Origin of the sequence: Pseudarthrobacter sp. AB1 (assembly GCF_014926485.1) — a bacterium.
In the GTDB taxonomy this organism is placed as follows: domain Bacteria; phylum Actinomycetota; class Actinomycetes; order Actinomycetales; family Micrococcaceae; genus Arthrobacter.
The window spans coordinates 65,733-84,136 of record NZ_PZKO01000053.1 but is presented as its reverse complement, the minus strand read 5'-3'; the positions used below and the strand labels follow the sequence as shown (position 1 = coordinate 84,136).

Below are 18,404 nucleotides of genomic sequence, written 5' to 3'. Positions count from 1 at the left end.
TTTTCGCTTTGTTGGGTTGTTGTTGCTGGGTTGATTGATCTGGCTATTTAACGGCCCCGCGCATGACTCCGGACAGTACCCAACGTTGGGCCAGTATGTAAACCACCAGGGTGGGCGCCATGGCCATCAGGTAGGACGCGAACGCGAGGCTGTAGTCCGTGTTGAATTCGCCTTGGAACAGCATTTGGACCACAGGGAGGGTCTGCAGCGTCGGGTCGGCGATCATCATCTGCGGCAGCAGGAAGTCGTTCCACGAACCCAGGAAAGCGAAGATGCCCACCGTGGCGTTCATGGGGGCCAGCAGCGGGAAGATGATCTTGCGGAACACCTGCCACGTGGTGGCGCCGTCAATCCTGGCCGATTCCTCCAGCTCCACGGGTATGGAGCGGACGAAAGCGATGTACAACAGCGCGTTGAACGAGATTCCGCCGAGCACGTGCAGGAAGACGACGCCGGCCGGGTTGTCCAGGCCGAGCAATGCCGTCTGCTTGATCAGCGGCAGGATGATCACCGGGAACGGAATGAACATGGCGGAAAGAAGGTACACAAAGGAGCCGCGGAGCAGCGGAGAGAAGGCTGCGTTCTTCTCGTTGTACGTGTTGACCACAGACGGTTCCAGGAGGTAGACGAGGAACCTCTCCGCCGCGGCCCGTTTGCGCGTGTTCCGGGTGATGGAAAGTGCCATGTCCACGTTGACGCGAACCTTGGTCTGGTCCGGGTCGTTGGTGACCGGCAGCGGAAAAGTGCCGAGCTTGATGTCCTTGTTGGCCTGCACAAGCTGGGACAGCGCCCAGGGCCCCTGCAGGTACATGGCGGCCTGGCCCTTGCCGAATGCGGCATTTCCGTCGGAGTAGTTCCTGCTGGCCGCCCCGTTCTGCGAAAAAGAGGCAAGCTGCAGGATTTTCGGCAGCGAGGAGCGGTAGTGATTGCTGAATGACTCGGGGCCGGACGGCAGGATGTTGGCACCCTTGGCCATCAGGTCCTTGAAGAACCTGCCGACGTCCAGCATTCCTCCGGTGACGTAGTCGAACGCCCCCTGGCGGAGGGTCCAGGCGTCCTTGAACGTCCCGTAGATCGGTGTGATGCCCGCGGCCTTGAAGGTCTCACACGCGCCGATGAACGCGTCCCACGTGGTTGGAACAGCCACGCCGTGGGCGGCGAAGATATCGCGGTTGTAGATGACCCCGGCCGCGGCAATGGAAAACGGCAGGGCGCTGGTTTCGTGCCCGTTGTATTGTCCCCAGGAACTGATGAGGTCCTGGAACTTCGGATCAATGGTCTTGGCCACGGGAAGGCCGGACAGGTCGGCGAAGATCCCTTTCCGGACAAACTCGGCCGTTTCGGTGGCGAATCCCCGGGTGACGACGTCCGGCGGATCGTTGCGGACCAGGCCGGGGACGAAGTTACCCTCATTGAAATCCTGGATGACCCGGATATCCGGGTTCAGTGCTTCGAAGTCCTTGATCACGTGGTTGAAGTAGTCCACCACCTCAGGCTTGTTCTGCATAAATCGCAAGGTGGTGACGCCAGCCTGCTGCCCTCCACCGGCGGCGCAGCCGGTGACGGGAAGCAAGGCTGCTGTGCCGGCCAGGCCGGCCACCCGGAACAGCCAGCGCCTGCTGGGCAGTGCAGCGGCCACAGCGCCGTTCACAGGACGGGGGCCGACGTACGGTAGCCGCGGGGAGAGTGCGGTGGTGAGGGCGGGCAGTGCTTCGGGATGCGGTTCACGGTTGCTCCTTTGCAAGGGCTGAATGAAGGATTTTGGCGAAGGCCGGTGTTTTGGCGGCGGTCAGACCCACCTGGCAAACGTTGTTTATTTTGAATCTAAATTTAGTTTCTCAAGTATTATGTGGTGCAGAACACAGGGGGTCAACACCATGTCCGAAATTTCCGTCGCAACGCCACAGTTGCTCAGGCGCGTGAGTGCCGGAGCCGTCCTGGATTTTATGCGCGCATCGGAGGCCGTAACAGTCACCGAGGTCATGGAATCCACTGGTCTGACACGGGCCACAGCCATATCAGTGTGCGAGGACCTCATGCACCGAGGCTGGATCCGTGAGCTGGAGAACCAGCGGGCCTTCGGCGGCTACCAGAAAGGCAGGCCGGCACGGCGGTTCGAGCTCAACGAACGCGCAGGCTACGTTTTGGGCATGGACATCGGTGTCTCCAAGGCCACCGTGGTGGTGTCCGACCTTCGCGGAAAGGCACTCGGCAGGTCCAGCCAGCCCTTCGCGGAAGCAGACATACCAGCCGAGGAACGAATCGACGTGATTGACCGCACCGCCATGATGGCTCTCCACAGCGTGGGGGCCTCCCCCGATTCCGTTCTGGCGGTCTGCGCAGGCATTGCGGCGCCGGTGGACCGCAACGGCGTAGTGCTCGTGACGCAGCACTTCTGGGGACTGTTCGACGTCGGCTTGAAGTCTGCACTACGGGACCGTCGGGGCTGGACGGTACTGCTGGAAAACGACGCCAACCTGGCCGCGCTGGGCGACCGCTGGCGGGGCGCCGCCGCCGGCGTGGACGACGTAGTGGTCATTCTCGCGAGTGAACGCCTCGGTTCGGGCGTGATCGACGGCGGACGGCTGCTGCACGGCCGCGGCGGCGGCGCCGGCGAGCTCGCCTTCCTCGACATGGTGGAGGGAGTGGGAGATACCTACGGTATCGCCGCACTGGCCAGGAGATGGGCTGCAGATGCGCTCGCCGGCAAGGCCAAGACGTCGCTCCGGGAATACGCCGCCAAAGGCGCCGAAGCAGAGCACGTCTTCGCAGCCGCGGCGGACGGCGATGCCGTGGCGCTGAAGATCCTTGAACGGCTGGCTGACAGGATGGCCAGGGTTATCGGGGCCATCGCCACCATGATAAACCCCGAACTCGTGGTCATTGGCGGGGCGGTAGCGAACTCCGCCGGGGTGCTGCTCAAGCCCATCGCCAGGCACCTTAGGGAGTACACCGTCAATCCCCCGCGGGTGGCCGTCTCTCCGTTGGGGGATTCGGTCGTGACCGTGGGAGCCGTCCGGTGCGCCCTCGACTACGTGGAGAAGAACTCCCTGGACCTGGAGCTCGCGGTTCCGGCCTGAGCCACCCACGCGTAGAGCGCGAACGTACACTTGAGGCCCCAAATCCGCCTCGATTCAGGGCCTCAACTGTACGTTCGCGCTGAACTACTCCGGCGTGATCATGGTCCGCAGGTCCAGCTGGCGCAGTACCCGGTCCCCTCGGCTACGGCTGCGGCTCAAGCGCCGCCGCGATAGGGAGGGTGCCGTCGCGGAATGCGATGGTCTTCCCCGCCGTTTCGGGCAGGTCCAGCACGGCGGCCGCCACACTTGCCGTGTTGCTGCGGGAGGTTGCCCCGCTGCCTTCCCGGCCGGGATCCACCTCGATAAGCCCGGTCCCCGGCTGGTCCGTCAGCGTCCCGGGGCCCAGGATGGTCCAGGCCAGTGTGGTGCCGCGCAGGTAGTCATCCGCCGCTGCTTTGGCGTCTGCGTAGGCAAAGAAGCTGTTCTCTGCCGGGACTCCATGGTCCGGTCCCGCGCCGAGGTAGGACACCATGATGTACCGCCCGACGCCGGCCTCCGCCGCCGCGTCCATGGACCGGATGGCTGCGTCACGGTCCACCGCATAAGTGCGGTCCGGACTTCCTCCCCCGGCCCCGGCGGACCAGACCACGGCGTCATGGTCCCTGAGTGCGTCGACGATTGCCGCCGTCGTCGAATTTTCAAGATCCAGGACTGACGGCGTAGCTCCGGTTGCAGCGACGTCGGCCGCATGGTCCGGGTTGCGGATGATCGACGTGACGCTGTGGCCTTCGGTTGTAAGAAGCGCGGACAGGTGGAGGGCCACTTTGCCGTGGCCGCCGATGATAACGATGCGGGTCATGCCCCCATTCTGCCCCTCGCGTCGGCGGGCCGGCGCATTTGCCGGCGGTATGTGGACAGCGGTCCCGGCCGCCGTCAGGAGAGCGTGCGGTAACGGAGGTAGACCACGCCGTTTCCAAAGGTGTGCTCTTCGAGGAGTTCCAGCCGCAGGCCCAGCCCGTCCGGCAGGAATCGCCGGCCTCCTCCCACTGCCACCGGATTAAGGAACAAGCGGCATTCCTCCACCAGTCCGGCCCGGAGCGCGGCGGCGGCCAGGGTGGGGCCGCCGATGCTGATGTTCCCGTCAGTGATGTTCTTCAGGTCCCGGACGGCCTCGGAAGCAAAAGTCCGCTCAATCCTGGTTTTGGCCGTGGATGCGGCGGTGAGGGTGGTGGAGTAGACAACCTTGTCTGCCCTCTGCCAGATCCGCGCATAGTCCCGGATATAGGCCGGTAGATCGGGAGTATCCATGGTTTCCCACACCGACATGACATTGTACATACGGCGGCCGTAGAGGTAGGTTCCTACGTCGCGTTCGAGATCGTTGACGAAGCTATGCACTTCCTCGTCCGGCTTACTCCAGCTGAAGTTGCCGGCCCGGTCCGCCATATAGCCGTCCAGGGACGCGATGCCTGAGTAGAAAAGTTGGCCCATACGGCCCATTGTGCCGACGCCGCCCGCCGTTGGATAGACACCGCCGGGAACGCGGTATCCGATCCTTGCGGAGAGGCCGGCTAGTGGATGCTTTAGCGCCGGGTAACCCAAGAAAGTAAGGTTGCTGAATGATTACTCCGGACAGCAGCCGCTCAGATGTGTTCCTCGGCGGCCGTTACCGCGTCCTGGAGCGGATAGGCTCCGGCGCGATGGCCACCGTGTATCGGGCCGTGGATGAATTCCTTGAGCGTGACGTGGCTGTCAAAATCATCAGGAAACCAGCCCGCAGCACCGGCGGCGCAGGCGCGGACGACGATGAGGTGAAGATCCTGGCCCGCATGCATCATCACGGCCTGGTCACCCTTTTGGACGCCGGTGTAGACCGCTCCGTCTCTGGCCGGCCCAGGGTCTACCTGGTGATGGAACTGATCGATGGACCGGATCTGAAGCAGCGGCTTGGCAGCGGCCCTCTCGGCGCGCGCCACACCGCACAAATAGGGCGTGACCTCGCGGACGCTTTGGCCTATATCCATCGCAATGATGTCATCCACCGGGACGTCAAACCAGGCAATATCATGATCTTTGACTACCATAATGACGCCGCGAGAATGCGGGCGAAATTGACCGATTTCGGAATCGCGCGCATTTCAGAAACACCCAAAGATGCCGACGGTGCGTTTTTGGGGACCGCGGCCTACCTCAGCCCGGAACAGGCACGCGCTGAACCCGTTACTCCGGCCAGCGATGTCTATTCCCTCGGCCTGGTCCTGCTGGAGTGCCTGACCGGAAAGGCAGCCTACCCCGGGGACCCACTGCAGAGCGCCGTCGCCCGGCTGTTCCAGGACCCTCCCATTCCTGCCGACATGGATCCGGACTGGAAGACACTGCTTGCCGCCATGACCGCGGCCGACCCGTTGGACCGACCCGCAGCCCGCGAAGTGTCCATGTCGCTCGCTGAGCGGGCCTCAGCGGGCCGGGGCAAACGCAAGGTGGACCCCTCCATCATTCCCGACGACGAAGCGGACCGCATGGCCGCGGTGCACCAATACCGGATCCTGGACACCCCGCCGGACGGCGCCTTCGACAGAATCACCGCACTGGCAGCCAGGCTGTTCAACGTCCCGATAGCAATCGTAAGCATCGTCGATCATGATCGCATCTGGTTCAAGTCCCACCACGGGACCACGGTCGCGCAAGTCAACCGGGACCCGGGCCTTTGCGCGTCAGCCATCATGCAGGGCGAGGTCTGGGTCGTGGAGAACGCACCCGAAGACCCACGGACACTCTCCAATCCCCTAGTCGCCGGAGATTTGGGCCTCGGTTTCTACGCCGGCGCACCGCTGAGGACCCGCGAGGGCTACAACCTCGGAACCCTGTGCATCCTCGACATCGCCCCCCGGACGATGACGCTGGCAGAAACGGCCACCCTGCAGGACCTGGCAGCGTTGGTCATGAATGATCTGGAATTGCGGCTCGCAAGCCGAAAACCGGCTCAAACCGTGCTGTCGCCTTAGCCCCGGGCGGTGGGAACTATCAATAGTCGCCAAAAACCCCCGGAATCCCAAGGATTCCGGGGTTTTTCTGTGTAGCGGTGGGGAGGCTTGATCTCCCGACCTCACGATTAGATGGCCACACCTTCCAAAGTTTCCACCGAATGCCGTGTGCCTTTCATTTGTAGGTAAGAACGCGTGTAACACCCTTCTTTGATGTTCGATGTCTTGCCCAGCATTTCAGAGTATTCGTTGGGTAAACGTTGGGTGAGGGGACTGCCGCTGAACATACCGTTCGCGCTTTTCTGTCAGCCTCGAAGGCCCGCCTTCCGGGAATCGCGTCGAGAACATCCGCCAAACAACGCACCACTTTCAGTCAGCTCTTGCGACGCTCACGAGAAAGCATTCTGTCCGCATTCTGGAACCCGCCCCCGGCCTCCTGGCCCGAATCCTTGGCCGAACCTGAGACCGGCCATGACGACCCCTAGCACAGGCACGAGAAGCCCGAACCCGAAGACGGCGCCCGGGGTGGCCCGTCGGCACGGCACAGGCGAGAGGAACTGAACATGGCGCTGTGTGTGCCCGGCTGTGTCTGACTCCTCGTCCCGGCACGCAGGCAGAACTGGGCCGCAGCCGCAATCAAATGCTGCAGGCGTTCAATGGGCCTCGCTCACCCCAACGACTTGCGGGCCGGCTGGCCACGGGGCTAAGTGGAAGCGGCCGCCAGCCAGAGAAGAATTGAACGGCGGTGACCGGCGGACTCAAGTCGGGCTGTCCCGCAACCGGAGGCAGCGGTGCCAGGGCGGACGCGATCGCGCCGGCAAAGCTTTAGCATGCTGGATACCCCACTCGCCTGAACGCCTTCATGGCAGCAGAAGGGTGATGCTTAGGGCTGGCTCTTTTTGTGCGCCAGATTACAGACCAACATTTTGAGCGCGCCTAGGTTGAAACTACAGGCGTGCAGTTGCACGCTCCCGCTTCGATGAGGAGGCTTCAATGCAGTTCAATAGCTCCACGACAGCCCTTGTTTTGACTGATCCGCAGAATGATTTCCTCAGCCCCGCGGGCGTGACCTGGGAGCTGGTGGGGAAGAGCGTTGAGAAAAACAACACGGTCGAACACATCGAGCAGTTGCTTGTCAGCGCCAAGTCAGGCGGCTATGAGGTGTTTGTATCCCCACACTATTACTTCCCGCACGACCACAGGTGGGAATTTGGGGGAACGCTGGAAATGAAGATGCATGAGATCGGGATGTTTGATCGTCCCGGCCCCTTGGACTTGGAGGGTTTCAAGGATTCAGGTGCTGACTGGCTGGACCGGTTCAAGCCCTACCTTGAGGACGGCCGGACGGTTGTGTGTAGCCCCCACAAGGTTTACGGACCGGAACAGAACGACCTTGTCCTTCAGCTGCGCAAGCGGGGTATTAGCCAAGTTATCCTCGCCGGTATGTCCGCCAACCTTTGCGTTGAAAGCCATCTCCGTGAACTGCTTGAACAGGGGTTTGAAGTAGCCGTCGTTGCCGACGCTACCGCCGCGGCGCAGCACCCGGAACTGGGCGACGGCTATGAAGCGGCTCTCGTTAATTTCAATTACATTGCAGGGGCAGTGCTGTCTACGGAGGATGCCGTCCGGGAGCTCGCTGTCTGAGTTAGGGCGGATTGGCAGCTGGCTGGGCGGTGAGGTACGTCGTCGTCGCCTTGCTGATCCTGACCGAGTCAGTAAGGGTGTGATGATGACCTGTAGACCCATAGCAGACTATGGCCTGCTCTCTGACTGCCGCTCAGCAGCCTTGGCGAGTGCCGCAGGGTCTGTGGACTGGCTGTGCCTGCCGCGCTTTGACCTCCGGTAATGGCAGCGAACTTGGGTCCTGGGTTTGGGCGGCGGCTCCTGCATGAAACCCGCCGGACGTCCTTCCCCTGTCCCAGCCTGCATCTTCCCCCGTAGGGGAAGGTCAAGGGAACCAAATTCCTCGGCATTCCCTCGTGTAGAACACTCGTGAGGCCGCGGGTAACCTTTACCTATACTGGAACCTACAGATCGCCGGTGGCCGCCGGACACCCGCACGGCACAAGGGGGCCGGGAAATGAGGTCAGTGATGCTTATTGGTGAAGGTGCCAAAGCCGCAGGGATGACGCCCACGACCCTTCGGTTCTACGACGAACAGGGCCTGCTCCCTCCTGCGCAACGGGGCTCCAATGGTTATCGGCAGTACGGAGGCGACAGCGTAGCCCGGCTCGATTTCATTGCCCGGGGCAGGGCCGCGGGACTGTCAGTGAGCCAGATCCGGAGCATCCTCGCCGTCCAGGAGCCAGGCAACGCTCCCTGTGTCCATGTGCGGGACGTCCTGGCGGGCCAATTAGCCGAGCTCGACCTGAAAATCGCGGAACTGACAGCCCTGAGGGAAGGTGTGGCCGTCTCCTACATGGCTGTCGCAGCCGGCGACCCGGCAACGTGCGATCAGTCCAGAGTGTGCAGCTACCTCTGACCATCCCTACACATCATGCTTCAATCGTCACGCCCCGCCAGAAGGCGATGCGGTCCTTAACCGGCATAGCCCGCTTTTTGGGCTCGCTGTAGAACCAGGCTGCATCCACGTTGACCTGGCCGTCGACTTCCAGTGTGTGATAGCTGGCCTGCCCCTTCCACGGGCACACAGAGTACATGTCACTGTCTTTGAGATAGCGCGGATTCACCGCTTCACGGGGAAAATAGTGGTTGCCCTCGACCATCATTGTGTCCTCGGACTCGGCTATGATTTTCCCGTTCCAGATAGCCCTGACCATATTCTTTACCTTCCACCATTTCTGATTGATCCGGACGCGGCGAGTACAACGTCCATATCACCCGGTAGATCCCATCCCTTGCGTAGGGATTTCGATGCACCCAAATGATGCTTGTTCTGTAGCCATCACGATAGGCGGACAGTGGCCGGACTTCGGCGATCTCGAACACACACCGCCTGCCCCGGCTGTTGAACTCACTGCATCCCCGGGTACAGTCCAGGCGGTGACGGGGTAGTGGCTAGCCGGAGTTCCCGTTGGTGTCACAACATCACGGGCCGACGCCGGCCGGGCGGCTGACTCACCTGCGTGCCCGGCCGTGCGGGCCCGCTCCGAGCATCCCGTCCAAAGCAAAGCGTTCAGTGTTCCTGAACACAGAACTCAGCTGTCCCCGGTTGTTACATTGAGTAGAGGAAACGATTGAGCGACCCACCCGTTGCCGGAAAAGGTGCAACCATGAAGATGCCCTCAGCAGTCTTAGTACTCGCCGGACTGTTCGTGGTGGCGGGGGCAGCATTCTTTGCCCAGTCCGTGAGCGACCCGTTGGGGAAAACCGATGGTCCCGGGCAGGGTTCTTCGTCCCTCGCCGCGTCATCGGCCTACCGCGAGTACTCTCCTGAGGCTGTTTCGTCCGCGTCCGATGGCGACGAAGTCGTTCTGTTCTTCCACGCCCAGTGGTGCGTTACCTGCAAGCTGCTCTCTGATGACATCTCCGCGAACATCGACCGGATACCGCAGGACGTGCGAATCCTTGTGGTCGATTTCGATCGCGAGACCGCGCTGAAACAGCGGTACGGGGTCATGCAGCAGCACACCTTGGTGCAGCTCACCCCTGACGGAGGCCTGGTTGGGAAATGGAACCTGAGCCGCACGCTCGACGATCTGCTCAGCAGAATCTCCTGAGCAGAGGCGGTTGAATCATGGAACTCTTGCCGATCGCCTTTCTCGCCGGAGTCCTGACCGTCCTTTCTCCCTGCGTGCTGCCGCTTCTGCCTGTCGTGCTCGCGGGCTCAGCGGTTGAACCGAGCCGACGCGCCTCGTTTCTCATAATCGGCAGTCTTGCCCTCTCAGTGGTTCTCTTCACGCTCCTGATCAAGGCCACCACTGTTCTGCTGGGTGTCCCCAGCGGTGTCTGGCTGATCATTTCCGGCGCTCTCGTCGCCTTCGTCGGGGCGACGTTGGCCTTCCCCGCTGGCTGGGAGTGGCTGTCCGGGCGCCTGCGCTTCCAGGAGGCTGCCGGGAGCTTCGCGCACCGATCCGGTAAGCACCCGGGGGCGGCCAGGAGTATCCTGCTGGGCTTCTCCCTCGGACCGGTCTTCACCAGTTGCAGCCCTACTTACGGCTTGATTCTCGCCGTCGTCCTGCCCGCCAGCCTGATGATGGGGATTGCGGACATCGTCGCCTACACTCTCGGGCTGAGCGTTGTTATGCTCCTGGCCGCCCTGGGCGGGCGGAAAATCACCAAGCGACTTGGATGGGCCACCGATCCGGACGGAAAATTCCGGCGGGGGGGTGGGCGTCGCCCTGCTCATCGTCGGACTGCTGATTGCGTCCGGTCAGATAAGGAAAATCGAAGCATGGCTGATCGACCGCGGCTTGCTGGGAAGCGTCGTTCTTGAGCAGGGGATCCTCGATTCCATCAACGAACCGCCGCCGTCTGAATCAGGTGTTGATATTCCGAACTTTCTGCGTCAGTCATTTCCTCGCACGGACTGGTCCCGAGCCGATCCTGCCATCGCCGACGCCCTCAGTGGCGGACCGTCCAAGGACGGCATCCCTGCGATCGACGAACCACACTTCGTTCCGATCTCCAGCTTCGCGCATCCCGACAGCGTACAGGCGCTCGTCATTGAGGGCAGCCGCGGGGTGAAGGCGTACCCTTACAACATCCTGATCTGGCATGAAATCGTGAATGACACCGTTGACGGGGTACCCGTTGCCGTGACGTTCTGCCCGCTCTGCGGGAGCGCGGTTGTTTTCGAGCGGGTTCTTCCCGACGGCGAGATTTCCACCTTCGGGGTGAGCGGGGGACTGCTTGAGAGCAACATGATCATGTTCGACCGCACGAGCGAAACGCTATGGCAGCAGAGCACCGGCCAATCCCTCGCCGGTAAGCATTTCGGTCATCGGCTGCCACTGCACAAATTCCAACTGTTGACCGTCGGCGAAACCAAGGCGCAGTTTCCCGCTGCCCTGATCCTGAGCGACAGCACAGGCTATGCACGCGACTACTCACGCAATCCCTACGCGGGCTATGACGAGAGCGAGGGCTTCTACTTTTCCCCCAGCGTGACCGACAAGCGGTATCCCGCCAAGGACATCTTCGTCGCCTTCACCCTCAATGGCACTCCAGTAGCTGCACCCTGGCTTGCTTTGGAGAACGGCCGGACCTATTCACATACTGTCGACGGGCACAGCGTCACCCTCGCCAAAGCGGACAACAAACTGGCCGTTACCGGACCGGACGGATCAGACATTCCCTTCTACTTTGAGATGTGGTTCAGCTGGGCAGTCCAGCACCAGGACGCCGGGGCGGTGTTCGACCCGCGAGGACAATAGCCGGCTGATTCCAGGGACCTTTCCGGCCGGATCTGTTATTACTGTGGGCACGTCTGACACTGCCGATGGCCTGGAAGAACAGTGAGGGCGGCCGCCGAGGCTCTTAATTGAAAATTGTGGTGACCGACAGTGCCATGGCCACCATTGCCCCGACCAGATAGACCAGCCCGGTTGCCGAGGCGGGAATCCCGATGCCGTCGAACGCCAAGGCGACACTCCGGCTGGGTCCGCCGATAGCCGGGGCCGCTCTTCTCCCGGGGCAATCAGGACGGAGCGTTCTGGAGGAGGCGATGGCCTGGTCCCAGCTGTGTCCGGAGCGGTGTAATTACTGGATGTGCAGGGAGGGATTCGGCCAGGGCCAACGGAGCGGCAGATGGTTGAGGGATTTGTTCCAAAGCCTCCCATACGGAGGTGGCTGTGACGGCGCAGGAAACGACCGCAGTGGACCACATTTCGCCGTAAATTGCTATATGCGGATGTTCTTCAGCCGAGACAGACCTGCCTCACGCCCGGGGGGACTCTGCTCTTACTTCGTCAGGCCTTTGTCATTGAGCCAGGCAGCAGCAGCATCCTTCGGATTTTGCTTCTGGCTTCCGCTCACTGCGCGGTTGAGGTTAAGCAGGTCCTCTGTAGTCAGGGTTCGGGACACGGCGTTCAGGGCATCCTTGGCCTTATCCGTCATGTTGGCTTTGTTGTAGAGCGGCAGGACTTGTTGGGCGATGACGTTGTTTTTGGGATCTTCAAGAACCACAAGATCGTTGTCAGCAATCGCTGGTGTTGTGGTGTAGATGTCAGCGACCTGAACCTGGTCATCCAGCAGTGCCTTGACGGTGAGGGGGCCCCCGCCGTCACTGAAGGTGGTACTTTTCCGCAGTTGCCTGGGTGACCACCATGGCGTCCTTGTTCTCGGCTTTGGACGCTTCCAGTACGGCCAAGCCATCCGGCAGCTTCTCTGGCAGCGCCTTCGTTATTTCTTCGGCGGAAATCTGGGTTGCTTCCTTGTCCACGTGCAGGAGAAGGTTGCCGCTGTAGTCCGGGATGACATCAACGGAGCCGTCCTGGACCGCTTTGAAATACACCTTACGTGACCCGATGTTGGGTTTTGTGGTGGCGGTCACGCCAGCGGCATTCAGGGCGCCCGCATTGACTTCGGCGAGGATCTGGCTTTCGGGGAAGTCTGCAGAGCCTATGACCAATGCAGACCCGGAGCCGGCGGATCCGGGGGATTTTGAGGCGGGTGCGCTGCCGAGGGGGTCCGATCCGGCGCAGGCGCTCAATGCAAGCGCCAGGCCTAGTCCGGTGGCCAGGCCACCAAACGCAACCGTGGGCTGTCGGCCCCGGTCAGGTGTGGCGGGCTCTCCCCAGGTGAGGAAGAGCCGCTGGAATATGGCAAGGACAAGGTCGACGGCGATCGCCAGGCCTGCGATCAGCAGGGAGCCCCCAGCATCTGCGGGAGTCGGAGAGCACGAGGCCCTCGAACAGGTATCGTCCGAGGCCTCCGAGGTTGATGTAGGCCACGACGGAGCCGGTGGCGATGACCTGCAGGACAGCCGTTCTGACCCCGCCGAACATAACAGGCAAGGCGTTGGGCACTTCGGCCCTCAGCAGCACCTGGAGTTCTGTCATTCCCATGGCCCGTGCGGCGTCCACAACATTGGGGTCGACACTGGCGACGCCGGCGTAGGTGCCCGCGAGCAGCGGGGGGACCGTCAGTATCACCAGGGCCCAGATGGGAGGCATCAGCCCTATCCCGGCCAGCAGGACAAACAGCGTGAGCAGGCCAAGCGTGGGCAGGGCACGGAGAGCACCGGCAACGGCTACCACCGCCACCCGTCCGCGTCCCGTGTGACCCACGTAGAGCCCAGCAGGGACCGCAATCACAATGGCAATCAGCAGGACGAGTCCTGTGTATTGGAGATGCTCCCCAAGCCTGGCGGGAATGCCGGCGCTCCCGGACCAATGTTCAGAGGAGGCGAGCCAGGCAACAGTGTCGGTGAAGACATTGCTCATACGGAGGCGCCCCCTGACTTTTCATGGGCCAGGCGATTGGCATCTGCTGCGGGCTTGACGTCACTGAGCAACTGGGCGGCAGCAGGGCGTCGACTGTCGGCGGAGGATCCTGCCCGGGTCCAGGGCGCGAGCATCCGCTCAAGGCGCGCCAGGGCGGCGTCCACCGCAGCGTATCCTCCGGCCGCCATCCCCTTGGCAGGAGTTGGGGGCAGCTCTTCAGGCCCTGGGCGAAAGGCTCAACACTCTGCAACAAGTTTCTACAGCCGAAGTGTTGACCGCTGCCAGACGGGAGAGCTCGCTCTCCGTCGAGGAAGTAGTAGAGCAGCTGATTGAGCGTGATGAAATCGTGCTGTTGGCCGCGGAGGCAATTGATGCTGCGAGGCGAACCAGGCTACCCGGGAAGGCAAGGGCTCTGGGCGCATCCCGTGGGTCACTCCTTGCTGAACCGGACGCATTCGGCCAACCGGTCAAAGCCACCACTCTCGGCGCGCAACTCTTCGCCAGACTCTCAGTCGCAGGCCTGGAGGAATCCAATTAGTTGGGTTTCCGTTGGATTCGGCACTTAAGACAGCAGCAGGTCAGGGGCAATATGCCCCTGACCTGCTGTTTTTGTAGCGGTGGGGAGGCTCGATCTCCCGACCTCACGATTATGAGTCGTGCGCTCTAACCAACTGAGCTACACCGCCACGAATGAGAAAAACCTGCGCCAAGCCGGTCAAAAACCGCCTTGACACAGGCTCTCATCCAGAGCCCCCCACCGGAATCGATCCGGTGACCTCGTTCTTACCAAGAACGCGCTCTACCACTGAGCTAGGGGGGCAACGAGTAAATACTCTACCGGAAGATTTGGCCACCAACAAATCGGCTCCAGAACAGTGTCAAAGGGGCCAAAAATGCCGGAAATACGGGCTTCCTGGCGCCTTCGGACGGACGATGCACCGGCCCGGGGACGGATTCCTGAGGAGGTGTGACCAAGCGAACATAAGCGGCAGGGTTAAAGCAGAACGGGCCGGCAGACAGCCGGCCCGTTCTCAGTTCACTTTAGGAAACAGTGGTTACCACTTGTTGCGGGGCTTGAAGCCGCCTTCGGTGCGCGGCTTGCGTGCCGCGTCCGTTCCCACGCTGCGCTCGTTGCGGTCGCTGAAGGAGCGGCCGCCACGGTCAGCGGAGCTACGCTCGCCGTCGGTCTTGCGGAATTCCTTCTTGAACCCGCCGTTGCCCTTGAAGTTGCCGCCACGGTCTCCCCCACGGTCGCCACCGCCGGAGTAGCCGCCGCGGTCGCCGCCGCCACGGTTGCCCTGGTAACCGCCGCGGTCGCCGCCACGGTTGCCCTGGTAGCCGCCACGCTCGCCGTCGCCGGAGGGCTTGCGGCCGTTGTCCAGCTCGAGGTGGATCAGCTCGCCGCCAATCCGGGTGCGGGACAGCGCCTTCAGCTGGTCGGCACTGAGGTCCGCCGGGAGCTCCACGAGGGAGTGGTCGGCGCGAATGTCGATGCCGCCGATGTTGGCCGAGGAGATGCCGCCTTCGTTGGCAATGGCGCCCACGATGGAGCCCGGCATAACGCGCTGGCGGCGTCCGACGGCGATCCGGTAGGTGGCATTGCCTTCGGTGAGCGTACGGGTCGGGCCACGTGAGCCGAAGCCGTCCTTGGAGCGCTCGCGCTTCTGGAAATCGGGAGCTGCAGCCAGTTCCTTGACGAGCAGAGGCTGACCGCCCTGGGCCATCACGGCCAGCGCAGCAGCGATCTCCGAGGCCGGCACGTTGTGCTCTTCCTCGTAGGAGGAGATGAGGTCGCGGAACGCGGCAACGTCCTCGGACTCGAGGGTCTCCGTGATGCGCTCGGCGAACTTGCCCAGGCGCAGCGTGTTGACGGTCTCGGCCGTGGGCAGGTGCATCTGCTCCACCGGCTGGCGGGTTGCCTTTTCAATGGAACGCAGCAGGTACTTTTCGCGCGGCGTCATGAACAGGATGGCGTCGCCGGAACGGCCTGCACGGCCGGTGCGGCCGATGCGGTGGACGTAGGACTCGGTGTCGTGCGGGATGTCGTAGTTGACCACGTGGCTGATGCGCTCAACGTCAAGGCCACGGGCGGCGACGTCGGTGGCCACGAGGATATCGATGCGGCCTTCCTTCAGCGCCTCGACAGTGCGTTCGCGCTGCTGCTGCGGGATGTCGCCGTTGATGGCGGCAGCCTGGAAGCCACGGGCCTTCAGCTTGTCAGCCAGGTCCTCGGTAGCCATCTTGGTGCGCACGAAGGCGATTACGCCGTCGAACTCTTCAACCTCGAGGATGCGCGTCAGGGCGTCAAGCTTGTGCGGGCCCATAACCTGCAGGTACCGCTGGCGGGTGTTGGCGCCGGTGGTGGTCTTGGACTTGACCGAGATCTCGGCCGGGTTGTTCAGGTACTGCTTGGACATCCGGCGGATCTGGCTCGGCATGGTTGCCGAGAACAGTGCAACCTGGCGGTCCGACGGGGTCTGCTGGAAGATCTGTTCCACGTCTTCAGCGAAGCCCATGCGCAGCATTTCGTCAGCCTCGTCCAGAACCAGGTACTGGAGCTCGGACAGGTCCAGGGAGCCCTTGGAGATGTGGTCGATCACACGGCCCGGAGTACCGACAACAACCTGGGCACCGCGGCGCAGGCCGGCGAGCTGGGGGCCGTAAGCGGAGCCGCCGTAGACGGGGAGGACGGTGAAGTCATCGATGTGCTTGGCGTATGAGGTGAAGGCCTCGGCAACCTGAAGCGCGAGCTCGCGGGTCGGAGCCAGGACCAGGGCCTGCGTCTTGCGTGACGGGCCGTTGAGGTCGTGAAGCTCAGCCAGGCGGGACAGCGCCGGTACTGCGAAAGCTGCAGTCTTACCGGTGCCGGTCTGGGCGAGGCCCACAACGTCGCGGCCTTCAAGCAGCAGCGGGATGGTTGCTGCCTGGATGGGGGAAGGCTTTTCGTAGCCGACATCCTGCAGGGCAGCGAGGACGCGGGCATCGATGCCAAGATCGGCGAACTTGACGCCCTCTTCTTCGGCTTCCTCAGCCTTGGCGGGTGCCTCTTCGGACTTAGCTTCCTCAGCCTTGGCCACGGGAGCTTCTTCAACCTTGGCGGGAGCGGCGGGGGCTTCGGTTTCAGTGACGGCGGGCTCTGCTGCGGGGGCAACGGCCTCGGTGAATTCGACGGCGACGGTTTCGACAGTTACTGCTTCAACGGTGGCGTCATTTTGATTTTCGGGCATAGGGAAATTTCCTCATCCATAGGGGGCCAGGCGGCACAACCCGAGGTGAGCGGAGCCGCAGTACGTGTGCCGTGGGTGCCGGGCATACATTGACCGGCCGGTCACTTAGAAGTCCGGCGCTTTCGCAATCCCGTGGCAGGACTTCCCGCTGCATCTCTTGGCTGCTATCTCAGCAGTCTGTACAGCGTTTTCTTTAGCCGGCTCTCCCTATGAAAATGCCCGCATCACAATAGCGGGCCCCAACACTTGCCAGTCCTGCCTCAAAAATTGGGCAGGAATAAGGGATTTCCGGAGTGGGGGATGTTTCAAGTGTAAGGTACAGATCCGCTTTGCGGCTAATTGACCGTACGACGGCGGCGGTGAGCTTGCGCACATGGCTCCCCTGCCAGCCACTCAGCTGGGCCGTTACCCGCGTGAACGCCGCATCAGGGCTTCGAATTTCTGGTTGAATTCGGGCTGCTGCAGGCGGATCTCGCGGTCGGCGTCGGCGTCCCGGAGGAGTTCCATGGACTCCAGGTCGGGCTCGCTGAACCATTTGCCCACCGTAATGCCGTGGTTGGGCACAAAGATGCGGTGGATGTGGTCCCCTGCCTGGATGCTGCCGGTGCGGATCACCCTGAGGTAGGCGCCCACGCGCCCGGCCTCCGTGAAGCGTTTGACGAAGCGGGGTTCGTCAAAGCGCTGTTGGAAGGTGGCGCAGGGCGTGCGCGGGGAGGTAACTTCCAGTTCCACGTCCAGTCCGATCTTCCAGCGCTCTCCGATGATGGCGCCGGTGGTTTCGATGCCGGCCACGCGAAGGTTTTCGCCGAAGATCCCGGGCGGGAGGTCCCGCTGGAGCTCGCCGGCCCAGTAACCTGCGTCCTCCTGGGAGTAGGCGTAGATGGCCTGGTCCTCCCCGCCGTGGTTGATCCGGTCCGCCTGGACATCGCCGTGCAGGCCGAGCCGATGGACACGGACCGGGCCCTCCACCGGGCGCTTGTCGATGGCCGTCACCCCCACGCTCCCCTCAGTGGCGAGGAGCTGGTGGACGCGGCAGATGGCCAGCACAGATGCGGTTTCCATGGCTCCAGTGTAGGTTCCCGGGCCCGCATTGGGACTGGGCGGCAGGGTGGGGACTTCTGCCCCGGTTTCCGCTCGCAGCCAGCCAGGGCAGCGGCTAGGCTGAACTCAGGATTGAGCTTCCGGCGCACAGCTGCGCCCACATTCAGCATGGACTACCAGGGGGGACGTCATGGACCCGGAAAAGGGCCAAGGCAACGGTCCGGACAGAGACCAGCCCAAAGACCAGGGCGCCGGTCAAGGCAAGGATCACGGCGCGCCGAAGCCGCCGCCCTGGCAGGTTCCCAAGCCGGAACTGCGCCCTGAACTCCTGAACGAACCCATTCCCACGGTTGATCCCTTCGCCCGTGACCGCGAGCGCCAGACCCATGATGCGGCCGCCCACAAAAAGCGTTCCCAGCGGCGGACCGTCGTGGTGGGGTTGGGAGTCACGGCCCTCCTTGCCGGCACCATCACCGCTGTTGTGGCCAGCAACCAGGATGAGGCCGACTACGCCCAGGTCTGCTTCAACGACGAAACCGGCGAGCGCGTGGAAGATACGCAGTGCAACAGCTCCGCCGGCCGCAGTGGCGCACTCTACGCATGGTACTTCTACTCCCGCGGCGCCAGCGTTCCCGGGGTAGGCCAGAACCGGTCCTCGTACCCGAGCTACACCAGCACCATCCCCAGCGGCGCCAAGGCTTCCACCGGGTACAGCACCAAGGGCGGAACAGTCAGCAGAGGCGGCTTTGGCAGCAGCTCCAAAGGCGGAAGCACGGGGGGCTAGAC

Annotated in this window: 16 protein-coding genes, 2 tRNA genes and 2 pseudogenes; 9 read left to right on the top strand and 11 right to left on the bottom strand. The window is 62.7% G+C overall.

What is annotated here, in order from left to right; translation table 11 throughout:
- Positions 1 to 43 precede the first annotated feature (43 nt).
- Positions 44 to 1,744 (bottom strand): extracellular solute-binding protein, encoded by a 1,701-nt coding sequence (locus tag DAD99_RS22295; protein WP_375372232.1) that lies wholly within the window; start codon positions 1,742 to 1,744, stop codon positions 44 to 46.
- A 133-nt stretch (positions 1,745 to 1,877) separates the two neighbouring features.
- Between DAD99_RS22295 and DAD99_RS13500 the strand changes: the two genes are divergently transcribed.
- A complete protein-coding gene (locus DAD99_RS13500) occupies positions 1,878 to 3,080 on the top strand; it encodes an ROK family transcriptional regulator (protein WP_193341964.1) in 1,203 nt (400 codons plus the stop codon).
- 142 nt (positions 3,081 to 3,222) lie between these two features.
- Here DAD99_RS13500 and DAD99_RS13495 read toward each other — a convergent pair whose 3' ends face one another.
- On the bottom strand, positions 3,223 to 3,879 hold the full coding sequence (locus DAD99_RS13495) for an SDR family oxidoreductase (RefSeq protein WP_193341963.1): 657 nt from the start codon (positions 3,877 to 3,879) through the stop codon (positions 3,223 to 3,225).
- A 74-nt stretch (positions 3,880 to 3,953) separates the two neighbouring features.
- A complete protein-coding gene (locus DAD99_RS13490; RefSeq protein WP_193341962.1) occupies positions 3,954 to 4,511 on the bottom strand; it encodes a dihydrofolate reductase family protein in 558 nt (185 codons plus the stop codon).
- 128 nt (positions 4,512 to 4,639) lie between these two features.
- Between DAD99_RS13490 and DAD99_RS13485 the strand changes: the two genes are divergently transcribed.
- The 3 genes from DAD99_RS13485 to DAD99_RS13475 all read left to right on the top strand — a co-directional run bounded on the left by DAD99_RS13485 (position 4,640) and on the right by DAD99_RS13475 (position 8,486).
- The gene (locus DAD99_RS13485; RefSeq protein WP_193341961.1) at positions 4,640 to 6,025 is read left to right on the top strand and encodes a protein kinase; all 1,386 of its coding nucleotides are present in this window, start codon (positions 4,640 to 4,642) and stop codon (positions 6,023 to 6,025) included.
- A 972-nt stretch (positions 6,026 to 6,997) separates the two neighbouring features.
- On the top strand, positions 6,998 to 7,648 hold the full coding sequence (locus tag DAD99_RS13480; RefSeq protein WP_193341960.1) for an isochorismatase family protein: 651 nt from the start codon (positions 6,998 to 7,000) through the stop codon (positions 7,646 to 7,648).
- A 448-nt stretch (positions 7,649 to 8,096) separates the two neighbouring features.
- Positions 8,097 to 8,486 carry a heavy metal-responsive transcriptional regulator gene (locus tag DAD99_RS13475; RefSeq protein ID WP_193341959.1) on the top strand — a complete coding sequence of 130 codons (390 nt, stop codon included), beginning with the start codon at positions 8,097 to 8,099 and terminating at the stop codon, positions 8,484 to 8,486.
- Positions 8,487 to 8,499: 13 nt separating this feature from the next.
- On the opposite strand, the gene DAD99_RS13470 is transcribed toward DAD99_RS13475, so the two are convergent.
- Complete coding sequence (locus DAD99_RS13470) at positions 8,500 to 8,784, bottom strand: DUF427 domain-containing protein (RefSeq protein WP_193341958.1); 285 nt, start codon at positions 8,782 to 8,784, stop codon at positions 8,500 to 8,502.
- A gap of 453 nt (positions 8,785 to 9,237) precedes the next feature.
- Between DAD99_RS13470 and DAD99_RS13465 the strand changes: the two genes are divergently transcribed.
- From DAD99_RS13465 to DAD99_RS13455, 3 genes are read left to right on the top strand one after another with little or no spacing between them, the layout of a single operon-like run.
- Positions 9,238 to 9,684, top strand: coding sequence for a thioredoxin domain-containing protein (locus DAD99_RS13465; protein ID WP_193341957.1), 447 nt, complete (start codon positions 9,238 to 9,240; stop codon positions 9,682 to 9,684).
- 17 nt (positions 9,685 to 9,701) lie between these two features.
- A complete protein-coding gene (locus DAD99_RS13460; protein ID WP_193341956.1) occupies positions 9,702 to 10,400 on the top strand; it encodes a cytochrome c biogenesis CcdA family protein in 699 nt (232 codons plus the stop codon).
- Positions 10,294 to 11,340, top strand: coding sequence for a DUF3179 domain-containing protein (locus DAD99_RS13455; protein ID WP_309233274.1), 1,047 nt, complete (start codon positions 10,294 to 10,296; stop codon positions 11,338 to 11,340). The genes DAD99_RS13460 and DAD99_RS13455 overlap by 107 nt, the downstream gene beginning before the upstream one ends.
- A 526-nt stretch (positions 11,341 to 11,866) precedes the next feature.
- On the opposite strand, the pseudogene DAD99_RS13450 reads toward DAD99_RS13455, so the two are convergent.
- The 3 genes and pseudogenes from DAD99_RS13450 to DAD99_RS13440 form a co-directional block, all read right to left on the bottom strand.
- Positions 11,867 to 12,647, bottom strand: a pseudogene (locus DAD99_RS13450) (ABC transporter substrate-binding protein).
- Between the two features lie 21 nt (positions 12,648 to 12,668).
- Positions 12,669 to 13,350 (bottom strand): annotated as a pseudogene (locus DAD99_RS13445) (ABC transporter permease); the annotation flags it as partial.
- Positions 13,347 to 13,514, bottom strand: coding sequence for a hypothetical protein (locus DAD99_RS13440; protein WP_193341955.1), 168 nt, complete (start codon positions 13,512 to 13,514; stop codon positions 13,347 to 13,349). The pseudogene DAD99_RS13445 and the gene DAD99_RS13440, both read right to left, overlap by 4 nt.
- Positions 13,515 to 13,621: 107 nt before the next feature.
- Here DAD99_RS13440 and DAD99_RS13435 point away from each other — a divergent pair, with 107 nt between their 5' ends.
- Entirely contained in the window at positions 13,622 to 13,888 is a 267-nt protein-coding gene (locus tag DAD99_RS13435; protein WP_193341954.1) for a hypothetical protein, read from the top strand.
- A 74-nt stretch (positions 13,889 to 13,962) separates the two neighbouring features.
- Here DAD99_RS13435 and DAD99_RS13430 read toward each other — a convergent pair.
- The 4 genes from DAD99_RS13430 to DAD99_RS13415 all read right to left on the bottom strand — a co-directional run bounded on the left by DAD99_RS13430 (position 13,963) and on the right by DAD99_RS13415 (position 17,639).
- A tRNA-Met gene (locus DAD99_RS13430) sits at positions 13,963 to 14,036 on the bottom strand.
- A gap of 62 nt (positions 14,037 to 14,098) precedes the next feature.
- Positions 14,099 to 14,170, bottom strand: a tRNA-Thr gene (locus DAD99_RS13425).
- A 235-nt stretch (positions 14,171 to 14,405) separates the two neighbouring features.
- The gene (locus tag DAD99_RS13420; RefSeq protein WP_193341953.1) at positions 14,406 to 16,577 is read right to left on the bottom strand and encodes a DEAD/DEAH box helicase; all 2,172 of its coding nucleotides are present in this window, start codon (positions 16,575 to 16,577) and stop codon (positions 14,406 to 14,408) included.
- 405 nt (positions 16,578 to 16,982) lie between these two features.
- Positions 16,983 to 17,639 carry an MOSC domain-containing protein gene (locus tag DAD99_RS13415; protein WP_193341952.1) on the bottom strand — a complete coding sequence of 219 codons (657 nt, stop codon included), beginning with the start codon at positions 17,637 to 17,639 and terminating at the stop codon, positions 16,983 to 16,985.
- A 169-nt stretch (positions 17,640 to 17,808) separates the two neighbouring features.
- On the opposite strand from DAD99_RS13415, the gene DAD99_RS13410 reads away from it, so the two are divergent.
- Positions 17,809 to 18,402, top strand: coding sequence for a Tat pathway signal protein (locus DAD99_RS13410; protein ID WP_185261284.1), 594 nt, complete (start codon positions 17,809 to 17,811; stop codon positions 18,400 to 18,402).
- The last annotated feature ends 2 nt before the right edge of the window (positions 18,403 to 18,404 follow it).